Annotated in this window: 13 protein-coding genes; 1 reads left to right on the top strand and 12 read right to left on the bottom strand. The window is 48.7% G+C overall.

Translation table 11 applies throughout. The features are described 5' to 3' along the window. The 3 genes from ACRJJO_RS10820 to ACRJJO_RS10810 form a co-directional block, all read right to left on the bottom strand. Positions 1–273, bottom strand: coding sequence for a Txe/YoeB family addiction module toxin (locus ACRJJO_RS10820; RefSeq protein ID WP_431065762.1), 273 nt, complete (start codon positions 271–273; stop codon positions 1–3). Next, positions 254–526 carry a type II toxin-antitoxin system Phd/YefM family antitoxin gene (locus ACRJJO_RS10815; protein ID WP_431065761.1) on the bottom strand — a complete coding sequence of 91 codons (273 nt, stop codon included), beginning with the start codon at positions 524–526 and terminating at the stop codon, positions 254–256. Before ACRJJO_RS10815 ends, ACRJJO_RS10820 begins: the two co-directional genes overlap by 20 nt. Positions 527–771: 245 nt before the next feature. After that, positions 772–1,332 carry an IMPACT family protein gene (locus tag ACRJJO_RS10810; protein WP_431065760.1) on the bottom strand — a complete coding sequence of 187 codons (561 nt, stop codon included), beginning with the start codon at positions 1,330–1,332 and terminating at the stop codon, positions 772–774. Between the two features lie 394 nt (positions 1,333–1,726). Here ACRJJO_RS10810 and ACRJJO_RS10805 point away from each other — a divergent pair, with 394 nt between their 5' ends. Next, positions 1,727–2,398, top strand: coding sequence for a DUF6655 family protein (locus ACRJJO_RS10805; protein WP_431065759.1), 672 nt, complete (start codon positions 1,727–1,729; stop codon positions 2,396–2,398). A gap of 186 nt (positions 2,399–2,584) precedes the next feature. Here ACRJJO_RS10805 and ylqF read toward each other — a convergent pair whose 3' ends face one another. From ylqF to recJ, 9 genes are all read right to left on the bottom strand, one after another. Beyond that, positions 2,585–3,505, bottom strand: a complete 921-nt coding sequence (gene ylqF, locus ACRJJO_RS10800; RefSeq protein WP_431065758.1) for a ribosome biogenesis GTPase YlqF — start codon at positions 3,503–3,505, stop codon at positions 2,585–2,587. Between the two features lie 280 nt (positions 3,506–3,785). Further along, positions 3,786–4,553, bottom strand: a complete 768-nt coding sequence (locus ACRJJO_RS10795; RefSeq protein WP_431065757.1) for a DUF2272 domain-containing protein — start codon at positions 4,551–4,553, stop codon at positions 3,786–3,788. A 378-nt stretch (positions 4,554–4,931) separates the two neighbouring features. Then, positions 4,932–5,834 (bottom strand): tRNA (adenosine(37)-N6)-dimethylallyltransferase MiaA, encoded by a 903-nt coding sequence (gene miaA / locus ACRJJO_RS10790; RefSeq protein WP_431065808.1) that lies wholly within the window; start codon positions 5,832–5,834, stop codon positions 4,932–4,934. Positions 5,835–5,877: 43 nt separating this feature from the next. Beyond that, complete coding sequence (gene mutL / locus ACRJJO_RS10785) at positions 5,878–7,695, bottom strand: DNA mismatch repair endonuclease MutL (protein ID WP_431065756.1); 1,818 nt, start codon at positions 7,693–7,695, stop codon at positions 5,878–5,880. Between the two features lie 287 nt (positions 7,696–7,982). After that, positions 7,983–9,401, bottom strand: coding sequence for an N-acetylmuramoyl-L-alanine amidase (locus ACRJJO_RS10780; RefSeq protein ID WP_431065755.1), 1,419 nt, complete (start codon positions 9,399–9,401; stop codon positions 7,983–7,985). Between the two features lie 335 nt (positions 9,402–9,736). Then, the gene (gene tsaE / locus ACRJJO_RS10775) at positions 9,737–10,177 is read right to left on the bottom strand and encodes a tRNA (adenosine(37)-N6)-threonylcarbamoyltransferase complex ATPase subunit type 1 TsaE (protein WP_431065754.1); all 441 of its coding nucleotides are present in this window, start codon (positions 10,175–10,177) and stop codon (positions 9,737–9,739) included. A 229-nt stretch (positions 10,178–10,406) separates the two neighbouring features. Then, a complete protein-coding gene (locus ACRJJO_RS10770; protein WP_431065753.1) occupies positions 10,407–11,876 on the bottom strand; it encodes an NAD(P)H-hydrate dehydratase in 1,470 nt (489 codons plus the stop codon). A gap of 28 nt (positions 11,877–11,904) precedes the next feature. Continuing rightward, positions 11,905–13,065, bottom strand: coding sequence for an HD domain-containing phosphohydrolase (locus ACRJJO_RS10765; protein WP_125219353.1), 1,161 nt, complete (start codon positions 13,063–13,065; stop codon positions 11,905–11,907). Positions 13,066–13,274: 209 nt separating this feature from the next. Beyond that, positions 13,275–15,020: a single-stranded-DNA-specific exonuclease RecJ gene (recJ, locus tag ACRJJO_RS10760; RefSeq protein WP_431065752.1), complete on the bottom strand. Its 1,746-nt coding sequence runs from the start codon at positions 15,018–15,020 to the stop codon at positions 13,275–13,277. Between the last annotated feature and the right edge of the window lie 195 nt (positions 15,021–15,215).

Raw genomic sequence — 15,215 nt, 5'->3', positions numbered from 1 at the left:
TTAGGGCTGATCGTAGTGACCACCAATAGCGAAGATATAAATGGACTTTTCGTCAAACCGATATATCAAACGATCTCTTTGTGATATTCGCTTGGACCAAAGGCCAGAGAGGTTGTGGTTAAGTGGCTCAGGCTTCCCTAAACCTGAAGCAGGGTCGTTTGAACGCAGCATTTCCTTGAGTAATTTACACAAAGCCTTGTGCAATTGTTTGTCCTTCTCGCGCATAGTTTCATACGCTTCCCAGGTGTTGCCTTCAAATACCAGTGATCTCATTCATTTGCTCTTCAGTCGGTATATAGCCTTTACCACGGTTGTGGGTTTCAAGGGAGTAGGCAATCTGTTGCATGAGGCTCTGGCTTTGGAGAACATGAAGCGTTTCTTGCCCTCGCTCCCAGTCGTCGGCGCTCATTACAACGAATGCCTCTCCGGCTCGTCGAGTTACCTTGAGTGGTTCATGCCTGCTAACCACTTGTTCTACAACGCTCTTCAGGTTGTCTCTAAATTTGTTTACACTGATTGTATCCATGATGGCACCTTGATGTACGGATTTTCCGTACAAGTATACGTCAAGTGCCCTAACAAGGCCAAGCACAGCGACAGCTTTTTCGTTGCGGCTTCGCCTTCACTTCTAAGCTGCGCGTGTTGGCGGCGTTAAAAATAGGGAAGTTATTTATGACCGAATCCATAACTACTATTGCCCATTCTCGCGCGAATCCTTAAGGTCAACCTATGCCACGCAAAAGCGGGAACTGTGGAAAGAAGCAAACCTAGTCACGATAAAAACTTGAACAAAGCCTCTTGGCTGGCGGCGGGTAATTCAACCAGCAAATCGATCTGCTCGGAAAAATCCTGCTGTAAAATTCGCCCATCCAATTTTTTGAGCTGATATTCGAACTGCTGCATTTGAGGATAGGCGAGTGTTAATCTGACTCTTATCAGCTCCACATAATCGATGATTTCCGCCGACTCGATGACATGCTTCGCAGCGTTGCCGTAAGCCCGCGCCAACCCGCCGGCGCCGAGTTTCACGCCGCCGAAATAACGAATCACCGCGACTAACACATTGATGAGATCCTTACCCTCCAAGTGCTGAAAAATCGGCTTGCCGGCCGTGCCGGACGGTTCGCCGGAATCATGAAAACGGCAAATGAATGCTTGCTCCGTGCGAATTCGATAAGCGAAGGCGATATGACTGGCATCCGGATAGTCGACCGCCAACTGCCTGAGATTTTGCAAAGCCTCCTGCTCATCGGCAACTGGTATAATGATTCCGATAAAACGCGATTTTTTGATGATGTCTTCAATCGTATGACGTGATTTGATGTACTGCATTTTTATTTTCGATTTCTTTAGGATTCAATAACGAATCGTCACCTGCGATCAACCTAGAAAAAGCATTTTTGTCCACGAAACACACGAAAATCACGAAAATATTCAATTAGTTATATACCTTTCGCACTTCAAATTTCGGCAGTGCCAGAGGAGGCGCCTGAGTGTCCGATAAAGGCTTTGCCAGCATGGAGCTGGCATAGAGCCTACATGGACGTATTCACGGCGTCCTTTAGCGGACACCCAGGCGCCGAATTTTGAGCTACGACGGGTATACTATTCAAGTTGTTTACCCAATGGGTGACTCAAGAGATTTATGTAACCGTATGATTACGTTAGTGTATTTCGTGTATTTCGTGGACTGACTGCCAAATTTAGGATCAACCCTTGTTCAATTATGACTACCCCTTTTAATTATTGCCTACGCTATTATTGCTCCATCATCGGGATTTTCGCCCTAACTTTAACGGGTTGTTCGACGGTAAGGGAATCTTTGCCGGCGCGGACCGCGACCGAACAACTTCTACTCTCCACTGCTGCCGATCACTCCGCGCAAAAATTAGCGATTGATTTACCGAAACACCATAAAATCTTCCTGGACACTCAATATTTCGATACCGTCAGCACCGATGCCAAATATGCCATCGGTGCGATCAAGAACCAATTATTGACCCTAGGATACCCGGTTGTAAGCGATAGAAAAGAGGCCGACTCCATTATCGAAATTCGTTTGGGCGCATTGTCGATCAATCAACACAAAAGCCGTTGGCTGGGACTACCGCACCTGAACGTCCCCATTCCACTAACGGGGACCCTTGAAATACCTGAAATTGTTTTGCTGGGCAACAATAAACTGGAAGGCATCGCCAAGATTGGCTTGTCTGTTTATGATGCTAATGTAGGTACGCTGGAAAGTGTTATTGAGCCAAGCTATGGTTTTTCCCGATTCGTTGAATGGACGGTGTTATTAATCAGCTGGACCGATTCAGACTTAATTCCGAAAAATGCCCGCAATGAACATGAAAGTCCCAGTCTCCATGAACGTTTGTTGATCAATGGCGAATTTTAGACCTTAAGATAGTCAAGGCTTTCTTAAACTTAATCAAAAGCATTTTGCCCACATATCACAAAATAATCACTTGAATATTCAACTAGTTATGCTTTCCTAGTTGCTCACCTAAAGGCTGATTTAAGAGATTTATGTAACCCGATGATTGCTCTCGTGATTTTCGTAGACTGACTGCAGAATTTAAGCTTAAAGAGCACCTTTACGTTTTTGCTTTCGTGCCAGCTTTTTCGCAGCCTTCTGCTCCCTGATCACGGCCAGCTCGGTTAACTCTTGCTCCATCATCGCCGACGTTTCCAGCGTGAGTCTGCCCAACATCCCCGAACGAAGTTCGGACAACAATATCTTAGCGGTCTTGTCTAGATCGACTCGGCCGCCGGAGCGCAAACAACCTCGGCTCTTTCCAATAGCAAGCATCAAGTCGTGCTCGTTGTTAGGAAGAGGATCGAGCTTGAATCGATCAACTAGACAATTCGGATAAAGTTTAAGCAGAAATTCGGCGGCAAAATACGCAATATCGTCATGCTTGATCGCAGTATCCTTGATCGCGCCGGTCACCGCGAGCCGGTAGCCGGTATTTTTATTTTCCAAATTCGGCCAGAGCATCCCGGGCGTATCGAGCAGAACGATATTGTTACCGATTGCGATACGCTGTTGGGCTTTAGTGACGGCCGGTTCATTACCGGTCTTAGCGATGACCCGTCCGGCCAATGCATTGATTAATGTGGATTTTCCGACATTCGGAATCCCCATGATCAACGCATGAATCAAGCGATTATCCGACTCATCGACAGCCAGCAATTTACGGCATAATTCTGTCAACTGCCTGATTTTTTCCGGCTGTTCGATACTCAGCGCGAGCGTCTTCACGCCTTGTTCGCGCTCCAAATAGCCTTGCCATTGCCGCGTTGCTTCGGGGTCGGCCAAATCGCTTTTATTCAATACCTTGATGCAAGGCTTAGAACCTCGAAGTTGCGCCAACAGCGGATTTTCACTGCTGAACGGAATGCGCGCATCAAGAATTTCAATGAACAAATCGACCTTAGGCGCGATCTCCCTGATTTCCTTCCCTGCCTTGTGCATGTGCCCCGGATACCATTGTATATGCATAATAAATCGTCAAATCCCAATAAAAATAAAAATCCAAGCAGCCACTCACCATTACCCTTTCACCCTTCCAGCGCCGAACAGGAGTTATAAAACCGTTCGCAACGTTACTGGACGCTGGAGCGTGGCAACGAAGAATGTCGCGGGGTTCATGCGATGATACACATATAGCACCACTTTATGCCTCTATATCGCGAAGCTAGAGCTTCGAGTATAGCTTTCCCAAGCAAGGAGCTTGGGAAACAGCGGAATCTTTCCCCTTTCCCCTTTCCCCTTTCCCCTTTCATCTTTCATCTTTATTCCCTTCCCTCTGCTCCAAAACAATCAACCAAGGGCGCTCTTGGGTCGGCTTCACAATACCATTGTCATCCAATGCCACGCGCGTCATCGACACCGTATCGAGCACATTGCCGCCGATCACGTCGAGCGCATCGTTGCTTTTGGCAACGACCAAATCGCAATGATAAGGCCCTCGGCGTAATTGTTTGAATGCCTGGACTTGTTGCGTAAAAACTTCGCTGCGCGGCGCGCATAACAGATCGCCGGGGTTAGGAGTGAAAAAATGCGCGTCGCGAGCGATAAACCGAGCATTTTTTCCGGCGAACATCGCATGTTCGATATAGTCCCAATGCAGCACGGTCGAAGGCAAATCCTGTTCCGACACCCCGGCGCTACGCGCCAACCAAACAATAAAGGCGGCCGACCAGGGCCGGACTTCGCCATCGTGATTCAGTAACGGCAAATGCGTTGCGTTGTACCAATAAAGAATGACTCGGGAGAAATAAGGCGCTTGGGTTTCGTGCGTCGTCTCCTTGTCTTCCGGAAAGATCAATTCGGGTTCCCCGACGCTATAGTCGGCTATGGGACGTCCGAATAAGGTCCATTCCTGTTGCGCCAAATAGATCATGCGTTCCCGAACCGAAGGAATCGTGAAAACCGGAGCGATACCGCTTTGATGTATGATTCGAAACGTCCCGTCCTTGAGCGGTGCGGTGCAAGCGGCTATCAACAATATCGGCACCCAAAATAGCGAGCGCAGAAAAAAAACCACGCTCTCTTTCAAAATTAAGGAACGAGCATGAATCAACTTTTTCAAATGTCGGAAGGGGGTTCGGTTGCTCGATTGACAGGTGTCGGCGGCAGGGCAGATTTTTGCTCCTGCAAAATCTGCATTCACCCAGCACCTAAATTCCATAATCCATTGTCTATGGTTAACTATCTTGGATAATTTAGGTGCTGGGTTCATGCCGTCCATGGCAATCTGATAGCCGCCGTCAAGCCTACACGGACGTATTTGCGGCGTCCTGTCAAGCAAGTTACCGAACCTCCACAAAGCGGATTTATTTTGCGCATATTCCTAACCCTTGCAACGCAATGCGAATACTACAGGCTATCGATAGTCTACACATGGCTCCTCCGGAAAAACGGCTCAACCCGACTCGGCAATATACCGCAACGCTCGGTCCAATGCTTTCGGATCGCCGCTGATAAGAGCGCAAGCATCGTTTTCACGGCGCAACCAAGTGAACTGACGCTTCGCCAATTGCCTCGTAGCGACAATGGCTTTTTCGATCATCACGGCATGATCGTATTCGCCTTGCAAAAACGACCACACTTGCCGGTAGCCGACCGCGCGTATTGACGGCATTTTTTCCGATAAATCGCCGCGTCGATAAAGCCTTTCCACCTCTTCGATCAAGCCTTGTTCCAACATCCGGTGAAACCGTTTTGCGATGATTTCGTGCAGTAGCTTTCGGTCCTGCGGCGCGATGATCAATTTAACCGCGCGAAAAGGAAGCGGTTGCGCCTCGGCTTCGCTGAACAATTCGGTCAAGGTTTTGCCGGTCAATCGATACACCTCGAGCGCACGTTGCACCCGCTGCGGATCGTTCGGATGAATACGCGCGGCGGATTCCGGATCGACTTGCGCCAGTCGCCGATGCATCGCTTCCTTGCCGATGTGTTCGAGCTCTTTATCCAATTCGGCTCTGACCGTAGCGTCGGCGGTCGGCAGTTGCGCCAATCCGTGATTGAGCGCATTGAAATACAGCATCGTGCCGCCGGTCAACAAGGGCAGTTTACCGCGAGCGCTGATATCCGCGATCAATTCCAGCGCTCGTGCTCTGAATTGCCCGGTCGAAAATGCCTCGCTCGGATCGAGAATATCGATCAAATGATGCACAATGCCGCCTCTTTCGGACTCCGTGGGCTTGGCGGTGCCGATATCCATACCGCGATAGACAAGCGCCGAATCGACACTGATAATCTCGGCATCGAGCGCTTCGGCGAGTTGCACCGATAAAGCGGTCTTGCCGGAAGCTGTCGGCCCCATCAAAAACACTGCCGTAGGCTTGGTTGATTGGGTCACGATAGGCTTACCGTCCGCGTAGGAAAAATTTATCCAGTTCCTGAGTCGATAGCTCGATCCAAGTCGGACGTCCGTGATTACATTGCCCGATGCGTTCGGTCCGCTCCATGTCGCGCAGCAAAGCGTTCATCTCGTCGATCGACAAACGTCGGCGCGCACGAACCGAGCCGTGACAAGCAACCGTCGCGAGAACTTCATTGGCTTTTTCCTGAATCCGCGTGCTCAAGCCGTGCTCGATGATATCGGCCAACACATCCCGAATCAGCGCTTCGCTATCGCCGCCGGCTAACAACACCGGAACCGACCGCAACACGATCGTTTCCGGACCCGAGCGGTTCAATTCGAACCCGAGCGCATTGAAAAATTCCTGGTGCTGTTCGGCCAAGTCGGCTTCACCGGCGCTGACCACGATCTTAATCGGCAACAGCAACGGCTGGCTAGGCACGCTACCGTTGTTGAATTGTTGCTTCAAGCGTTCATAAGTGACGCGTTCATGCGCGGCATGCGTATCGACAAGAATGATGCCTTTCGGCGTTTCGGCAAGAATATAGATATTATGCAGATGCGCGACGGCATACCCCAAAGGATGATACGACTCTTCGCCGGCTGTTGATGGCTCGGGGCTTTTGCTTTCAGGCTCCGGCTCGATCGCCGGATACAATGATGCGTAAGCGCGAATATCCTCCTCGACATGCAGCGGCAGCGTATTTTGCTTCGGCTTGGCTTGAAATTGGACTTGTGGCTTGACGGGTGGCTGCTCCGGAGTTTGCGGCAGCATCGGAACGAATTCCTCGATTGGAACGAACCGTTGTTCTTGACTCCCCGGCCGTAAGTCGGCCAACGAACGATGTAGCGCCCGATAAAGAAAATCATGAACCAGACGGCCTTCCCTGAAACGGACCTCGAGTTTGGCCGGATGCGCGTTGACATCGACTAAGGCCGGATCAAGATTCAAATACAGCACGAATACCGGATGGCGGCCGTGATAAAGCACATCCTGATAAGCCTGTTTCACCGCATGCGATACCAACTTGTCCTTGATCAAACGGCCGTTGACATAAAAAAACTGCATGTCCTGCTGGCTTCGCGAGAAAGTCGGCAAACCGACCCATCCGGTCAATTGCAAACCTGAAGCCTCGAAATCGATCTTGACCGAATTATCGATAAACTCCGAACCGCAAATGCCGGCGATACGCTGTTCGCGCTGCACCTCGGTCGCGGCCGGTTTCAGATTCAACACTTCGCGTTGATTATGCGTCAAGGCAAATCCGATATCGAAACGGCTCAACGCCATGCGTTTAATCAGCGTTTCGATATGACCGAATTCGGTTTTTTCTGTTTTGAGAAATTTTCGGCGAGCCGGCGTGTTGTAAAACAAATCGCGCACATCGACAGTCGTACCTTGAGGATGCGGGTCCGGCTGCGGATCAAAATTCTGCTCGGAACCGTCCGCGTCGACTCGCCAGGCGCAATCGGCACCTTCGATTCTGGAAATCAACGTCAGCCGGGCGACCGAGCTGATGCTGGGCAAGGCCTCTCCGCGAAACCCCATCGTCGAGACATGCTCCAAATCATCAAGCGTTGCGATTTTGCTGGTGGCATGGCGAGACAAGGCCAGCGGCAAATCATCCTTGTCGATACCGCAGCCGTCGTCTCGGATTTTGATCCGGCGCATGCCGCCCTGCTCGATCTCGATGGCAACAGACGTAGCCCCGGCATCAAAGCAATTTTCGACCAACTCCTTAACGATCGAAGAAGGCCTTTCGACGACCTCGCCTGCGGCGATCTGATTGACGAGTTGAGTCGGAAGAGAATGAATACGCATTGAACAGTCTGAAACCAAATCGGCTATTTTAGCCGATCGGTCAAAGCCATGTCAGTTTGAATTACAAGGCTACTCAATTAATGCGGGACAATTTAAGGTTAATCCGTTCGTGGTGAGCCCTTCCGCTGCGCTCAGGAGAGCCCTGTCGAACCATGGGCGGATTAACCTTCCACTCTTAGGAGGGAAGCCAATTAAAACAAGCAAAAATCTGCGTGTTTCGTGTGAAAAATGCTTTTTATAGAAAAGATTGGCAAACCAAACCCCGATTCACCTTTCATCTTTAAAAATCACCCATCAACAGGAATACTCAAAACTTGGCCGATCCTAACCTGATTACCATTCATTGCATTAGTCGTTTTAATTTTCTGCATGCTAATTCCATATTGCTGCGCTATACCTGACAAAGTTTCGCCACGGCTGATGACGTGTTGTCGACCTTGTTCGGCGATATAAGTTCCGGCTGGAGCCGCCTGCTGAAAGTAACTGTCGATACCATTGAAAATAGCTCGGGCCATTTTGCTCTGATGAGCAACACTGCGCAGTTTACTTTCTTCGTCCGGATTCGAAATAAACGCGGTTTCAACCAAAATTGCCGGTACATCGGGCGATTTAAGCACCAAAAAACCAGCTTTTTGCACCGACCGAGAATGTAAATGACCAACTTGCTTCAGGCTTCCGAGTATCTTTGACGCTGCATTTTGACTGGCTTCTTGAGTGGCGGTCATCGATAGATCGAGTAACACGGACGCCAATACATCGTCTTTATCGACTAAGCTGACGCCTCCAACCAGGTCAGCGGAATTTTCATGATTGGCCAACCATCGCGCCATTTCGGTCGTTGCGCCTTTGTTAGATAAGGTAAATACCGACGCACCTTTGACACTTGGGTTATCGTAGGCATCGGCATGAATCGATACAAATAAATCGGCTTTTGCTTTCCTGGCAATTTTCATGCGTTTTTTCAGATCGATAAAATAATCGCCCTGCCGAACCAAAACGGCTTTCATTCCGGGCTTTTTATCGATTAAGGCCGCCAGCTTTTTCGCGATCGCAAAAGTCACATCTTTTTCATGAGTGCCATGCGGGCCTTTTGCTCCGGGGTCTTGGCCACCATGTCCGGCATCGATCGCTATTACAACGTCTTTGCTGCGTTGCGGCGTTTTTTTCACCGGCTTATTATGTACGGCGGCTAACGCTTCGGGCCTTGCGGAAGGCCTTTTGGTCGGATTAGGGGAAGGGGTTCGCTTCGAAAGCAATGGATGCGATGCAACCGACCGTGTAACGGGAGGCTTGGCAGCAAGACCATCCTGTTTGGCAAACAAATCAATCATCAATTGATAGCCACCGGATTGATTAGCCGGAATCGTCAAACTCTTAGCTATGCCGTTCTTTTTCAAATCGACGACAACTCGCAAATCTTTGTCATTACGAACCGCGCTTCGAATTTTTTTAAACAACGGATGATTGGAGGACGGTTGGTCAAGTTTTCCGTTTAAGCGAGCATCACTGATGTCGATAACTAAACGCGGGGGATTATCCAGTTGAAATACTCTGTGTGAAAATTGCGCCGACAGATCGAAAATCAACCGGGAGTGATCGGAAGAAATTTGATGCTTCAAGGAATTGACCGCCGTTTGTTGCGCAAACACCGATCCTGTCCAGAATTGCAACATCGCAATGAATAAGATATTAATAAAACTACGCATGACCCAACCCAAGCTTGCTATTTTACCGACGGTAAATCCCCGTCATTGAATGTTTGCCGCTAAATTTCCAGACTTAACTACGCTTAGTATCCAGTTCAATTAAAATTAGCGGACAATATCATTTTTAACTTTTCTATAACTTTAAGACTTGAACACCGAAATTAGACGTTAAGGAACGGGAAGTTTATATCTTTCGCAACGGACAGTTTTTTGTCCTTCCCTAAGCAATTGAAAATACAAGCACTTCGATGAATCGCTTAGTTATTTCTCAATTTTAAAAGTATTCAAGTTATAAATTTGTTTAAAGTATAGCAGTATGTCTTTGTTTTATCACGCTAGATAAAAAGTTTTTTTAAGCTTAAATTGCTAGTTTCCACTTTTAGGTTTCGCTCTTGCCCGACAACGCTCAAGGTCAAGACTAAATCAGGCTCCGGCAGAAAACCTTCGCCCATTTCCGGCCACTCGATTAAACAAACCGCATCTTGATCCAAATAATCATTAATCCCGATCCACTCCAGTTCTTCCGGGTCGGAGAGTCGATACAAATCAAAATGAATGACTGCTCGACCACTCGATATATACTCCTCAACGAGCGTATAAGTCGGACTTTTAACCGCACCCTGATGACCCAGAGCCCTCAAGAAGCCCCGAACCAGCGTAGTTTTTCCGGCACCTAATTGGCCTTTTAAAAAGATCAAACATTTATGCGGTAACAGCCTTGACAGCTCGGCACCGAATGCTTCGGTAGCCTCGGTATTTCTCAGTTTTATTTGCATGACTTTGAAAGTTCGCAGATTCGAACTCCTTATCTAATTTTTCGATATATAAAACAACGTAGGTTCTAAAGAGGGTGCGGTTGCTCGATCGACAGGTGTCGGCGGCAGGGAAAGCCGGCGCCAAGCCTACACGGACGTATTCACGGCGTCCTGTCGGGCGAGTGACCGCACCCTCTCCCAACGCCTCGCACTTTCATTTGCCGGGGCGATGGTCATGCCTTCATGAGCGTTAGTTTACCAAACGCCTCAAATAAGGCATCAAATCGGTCGCTAAAAGACCCCGCTCACCGCCATCGGCAGCGGCCGCATCGGCTGCCAAACCATGAATATAAACACCTTGTTCGGCGCTTTCCCAATTGCTGAACCCCTGAGCCAACAGCCCTGCAATCACCCCGGTCAGAACATCCCCCATGCCTCCGGTTGCCATGCCCGGATTACCGACATCGGCAACTGCGATATGATGGTGACTAGCAATCAATGTGCCTGCCCCTTTCAGTACACAAATACCTCCATATTGCCGCCTGATCGAATTTACTGCCGCAAAGCGATCATGTTCGACTTCGGATACTGAGCATTTCAACAAACGCGAAGCCTCGCCCGGATGCGGCGTCAATACGAAATGCTCGCCGTATTGCTCCGAATCCGCCAGCCAGTTCAAGCCGTCAGCATCGATCACCATCGGCTTAGCGGCTCGGATCGTGGCATCGAATAAACCTTTCGACCAATCGCTTCGTCCTAACCCGGGCCCTAATACAAGAACATCTGCACTATCGATGATCGTCTCTATGCACTCCGGGTCGATGTCACCTCGACACATCAGTTCCGGCCGCGAGCTATTGATCAATATGGCATGCTCAGGACGGGTCAACACGGTAACGAGCCCTGCACCAACCCGTAACGCGGCTTCGCCTGCCATACGAACCGCCCCCGAATAACCGACATCACCGCCGATAACTAAGACATGACCATTATGACCTTTGTGCGTACAGCGACTTCTTCGCGGTGGTTGCAGAAAACGAATGCGTTGCGCAGCGCAATCGACTTTGTCAAAAACCGCGTTAGGAATATCGAGCGATGCATAATAAATTTTTCCGCAATAATCAGGCGCATCTCCGGTAAACAAGCCTTTTTTCAACCCGATAAAAGACACGGTCAAATCCGCTTTGACCGCACAGCCCATGATTTTTCCTGTATCTGCATTCAATCCGCTTGGAACATCGACCGCAATGACGAAAGCCCGACTGGCATTGATCGCCGCTATAGCATCGGCATATAAACCTTCGACTTCACGATCCAAGCCGGTACCTAGTAGTGCATCGATGATCACTTCTTCGCCAAGTAAAGCTTTCGTATCATAGGCCGCAACTTTACAGCCGCTATCGATGCAATCTCGATATGCCGTGAGCGCATCGCCCTTAAGCTTAGAAACCTCGACAACAGAATAAACCGTTACCTCCATTCCGGCAGCAATCGCTAAACGCGCTATCACATAGCCATCTCCGGCATTGTTACCGCCGCCACAAAAAATCGCGCAACTTCTCGCCTCCGGACAGAACGCCTTGACCCGCTCAAATACCGATTGACCTGCCCTGCACATTAATTCATAACCGGGAATGCAAAATTCATCGATTGCCATTCGGTCCAGTTCTCTTACTTGATCGGCGGAATATAGTTCGAGTGGAAGATCTTGCCTGTTCATTGCTTCATCGAAAATAATTGTGTTCAGCTTAATAGCCCCAAAACTTATTGGCTTGATCAACGTTAAATCCCTTTGGCGCCGAACAAGGCTTGCTAATTTTATACAGTGCAATGCCGCAATCGCGTTTTTGAGGCTCTCGATAAAAGGCACCACGAGGGCTTACTAGAGCGAGCGCGTAAGGACCCGATGTTTTACTGCCCTTAACTGTGGCGCGCTTAGTAATCAAAGCAATTTCGCCGTTTTGCAAATCGACGAATGTACCTGGGGGATAGATACCGGTTTCGCGGATGAATTGATTGGCCAATTGCTCATCGATTTCATTGCCGCGTTTCGCAAATAGCGATTTGATCGCATCATGCGCCAAAATCGGAGCTCGATATTTACGGCCGGTGATCAACGATGTATAGATATCAGCCAAAGAGATGACTTTAGCCCCTTCGCTAATAGCACCTCCACTGAGCTTATTGGGATAACCGCTACCGTCGTTTTTTTCATGATGATGCAAAACCATCGCCAACCAATCTCTAGATTCTATACCGGCTTTTTTTAATAAAATGACGCTTTGTTTAGGGTGTTCTATGATTTGCTGACGCTGCTCACTTGTCAACGGAGAATCTTGTCGATAAAGCTGATCCTGTAATTTCAGCATGCCTACATTCATCGTCAGCGCCGCGCTAATGATCAGTTCGTTATCCTCATCGGATAACTGCCTGCGCCGACCAAGTAAGCCGGACAATACTGCAGTATATATTGAATGAATGACGGCATAATTATTAGCGCAGCCCAGTAAATGAATCGCCCCTAATGCGGCATTAGGATCGAATACGATTATAACCCGTAAAAGCTCGGCAATTTTCGCTAGTTGCGATTGTACATTCTCGGCTTTTTGATCTGCCAAATCTTGAAACAATGGATACAACTTCTGGTTGCAATAAGCGATAGCGGTAAACGGATTGGTTTGTAGTTTTTTTTGATCCGGCTCTTGCTTTAAAGCGTCTCTTAGCTCGATCTCTTGTTCCGTAAGATTCCTATAAACCCCTTTTTCAAGCAACACGTTAAGTTGCTTTTCAGTGGTAACAATCGTATTTTTCTTCAATAACAACGATTGCTCAAAGGTAAAAATGGAAAATGGCAGCGGCGTATTTAATTCGATATCGCTTGGCTGTACTTTGACTAACTCTATTTCCATGACACACCTAAAGCTTAGGAATTTTTCGTAACATTCAGTATAGCTTGAAGACTACAAATTTTGCGAAAAGCTGAACTTTAACGTTTCAACCTATCTTTCACGCTTACTCCCTTTATACTCAAAAAATGGCTAACATTATGAAGGTAGTAGTAATGCTCCTGAACGCTCAGCACTGATCGGAAAAATCAGCCGCGTTCGTATTTCAGTCTTTAATTCAGCTTTTCCAAATACTGAATCACAAATTGTAGGGCGCGATTGCCTCTGTATTCATTGATATCCAACTTGTAAGCAGCATGGATCGTTCGAATTCCCAGCCATTGTTCGGGCTTTTCGATAAAGAAAGCAATCGCGTCGATCAACTGCTTGTTTTCGGCCTGACGCAGCACCAATTTTAAATGATGCTGCCCGACGATACGTGCCTGAATTACTTCGAATACACCATCGAAAACCGGCTCCGGAAACTCCTGCCCCCAAGTGCCCGAACGTTGTAATAACTCGGCGAATTCCAATGTCAACTCGTTTTCCGACAATTCGCCGTCGGAATACACCTTCTGTTCCAGGTCCATATTCGCTATACGCCGAGCGACCATCTCATCGAAGGCTAACGCAAAAGGGGGATAATCGTGCATTTGTATGCTCATTCCGGCAGCCATCGCATGACCGCCGAACTTATTAAGTATATTGGGATGAGCTGCGGCTATGTCGCTCAGAACGTCGCGGATATGCACACCGGGAATCGATCGCGCCGAACCTTTGATTTCGCCGTTACCGGCCGGTGCGAAAGCTACGACCGGCCGATGAAGTCTATCCTTGATTCTCGATGCGAGAATACCGATTACACCTTGATGCCAATTTTCATCGAACAAGCAAACGCCGGCCGGCAGATGTTTTTCATCTAAGGCTTTCATTTCGTTCAACAAACTCATTGCTTCGATCTTCATCTGACCTTCGATGTCCCGGCGATCCCTATTCATTTCATCAAGCTGCTGTGCGATATCCTTGGCCAAAGGAACATCATCGGTTAGCAGGCATTGAATGCCCAGCGCCATATCGTCCATGCGCCCGGCAGCGTTGAGCCTTGGTCCCAACGCAAAGCCTAGGTCGGATGAGGATAGATACCGATGATTCCGCCCCGATACTTCGACCAAGGCCAATATTCCCGGATGACAACGGCCCGAACGAATTCGCTGCAAGCCTTGATGGATCAAGATTCGATTGGTCTGATCGAGCGGCACGACATCTGCGACCGTGCCCAAGGCAACCAAGTCCAGTAATTGCGCTAGATTCGGTTCGGGTATGGCTTGTTGTTGAAACCAATCGATTTCCCGAAGACGACTTCTTAATGCAGTCAGGACATAAAACATCACACCGACACCAGCCAATGCTTGGCTAGGAAAAGGTTCGTCCGGTAAATTAGGATTGACGATTGCATCGGCCTCAGGCAGTGATTCTCCGGGCAAATGATGATCGGTGACCAAAACTTTGATACCCAGCGCCTTAGCCGCGTCAACGCCGGCTATGCTCGATATGCCGTTATCGACGGTGATAATCAATTCGGGCTCTTGGCGTTTGACCAACTCGACAATCTCCGGCGTCAACCCGTATCCGTATTCAAAACGATTCGGCACGATGAAGTCGACATTGACCGCTCCGAGCATGCGCAAGCCTCTAATAGCAAGGGCGCAACTGGTTGCCCCGTCGGCATCGAAATCGGCCACAATAGTGATTCGCTGCTGCTGACTTAGCGCTTCGATCAAATGAGCGACCATGTCCTTCATCCCGGACAAAAGCCACGGCGAAGGCAATCCAACCAACGAACGGTCTAATTCATCCGCGGATTTAATACCCCGGCTTAGAAATATGCGCTGCAAAACCGGGTGCATATCACCCAAATCCAGCTTTTTCTTACCTAGAGGACGGGGAATAATTGTTTTTTTAACGCCTTGGGAGTACATAGGGGTCAGGTGCAAGGGGAAAGGATCAAGGAACAAGGGGCGAGTGAAAATTGCCCAACCCAGTTTTGTTGGTATAACCGTCAGCCACATGACTGTCTTACCAGATGGCACGACATTACTGCCCTCAAACCCTCGTTTTTTCGCACTACAGGTCTATTGGTGCTTATGGATGACGGCGATCGCGGAGAATGGGAA

The sequence above is a fragment of the Methylotuvimicrobium sp. genome, assembly GCF_050611805.1.
GTDB lineage: Bacteria > Pseudomonadota > Gammaproteobacteria > Methylococcales > Methylomonadaceae > Methylotuvimicrobium.
Note: the sequence above shows the minus strand (reverse complement) of the source record. Positions and strands in the feature narration are given on the sequence as shown.

Bases quoted from the DNA above. Each gene is read 5' to 3' on its own strand.
- ACRJJO_RS10820 (WP_431065762.1), bottom strand. From the start codon at position 273: ATGAGATCACTGGTATTTGAAGGCAACACCTGGGAAGCGTATGAAACT.
- ACRJJO_RS10815 (WP_431065761.1), bottom strand. From the start codon at position 526: ATGGATACAATCAGTGTAAACAAATTTAGAGACAACCTGAAGAGCGTT.
- ACRJJO_RS10810 (WP_431065760.1), bottom strand. From the start codon at position 1,332: ATGCAGTACATCAAATCACGTCATACGATTGAAGACATCATCAAAAAA.
- ACRJJO_RS10805 (WP_431065759.1), top strand. From the start codon at position 1,727: ATGACTACCCCTTTTAATTATTGCCTACGCTATTATTGCTCCATCATC.
- ylqF (WP_431065758.1), bottom strand. From the start codon at position 3,505: ATGCATATACAATGGTATCCGGGGCACATGCACAAGGCAGGGAAGGAA.
- miaA (WP_431065808.1), bottom strand. From the start codon at position 5,834: ATGGGGCCGACAGCTTCCGGCAAGACCGCTTTATCGGTGCAACTCGCC.
- mutL (WP_431065756.1), bottom strand. From the start codon at position 7,695: ATGCGTATTCATTCTCTTCCGACTCAACTCGTCAATCAGATCGCCGCA.
- ACRJJO_RS10780 (WP_431065755.1), bottom strand. From the start codon at position 9,401: ATGCGTAGTTTTATTAATATCTTATTCATTGCGATGTTGCAATTCTGG.
- tsaE (WP_431065754.1), bottom strand. From the start codon at position 10,177: ATGCAAATAAAACTGAGAAATACCGAGGCTACCGAAGCATTCGGTGCC.
- ACRJJO_RS10770 (WP_431065753.1), bottom strand. From the start codon at position 11,876: ATGAACAGGCAAGATCTTCCACTCGAACTATATTCCGCCGATCAAGTA.
- ACRJJO_RS10765 (WP_125219353.1), bottom strand. From the start codon at position 13,065: ATGGAAATAGAGTTAGTCAAAGTACAGCCAAGCGATATCGAATTAAAT.
- recJ (WP_431065752.1), bottom strand. From the start codon at position 15,020: ATGTACTCCCAAGGCGTTAAAAAAACAATTATTCCCCGTCCTCTAGGT.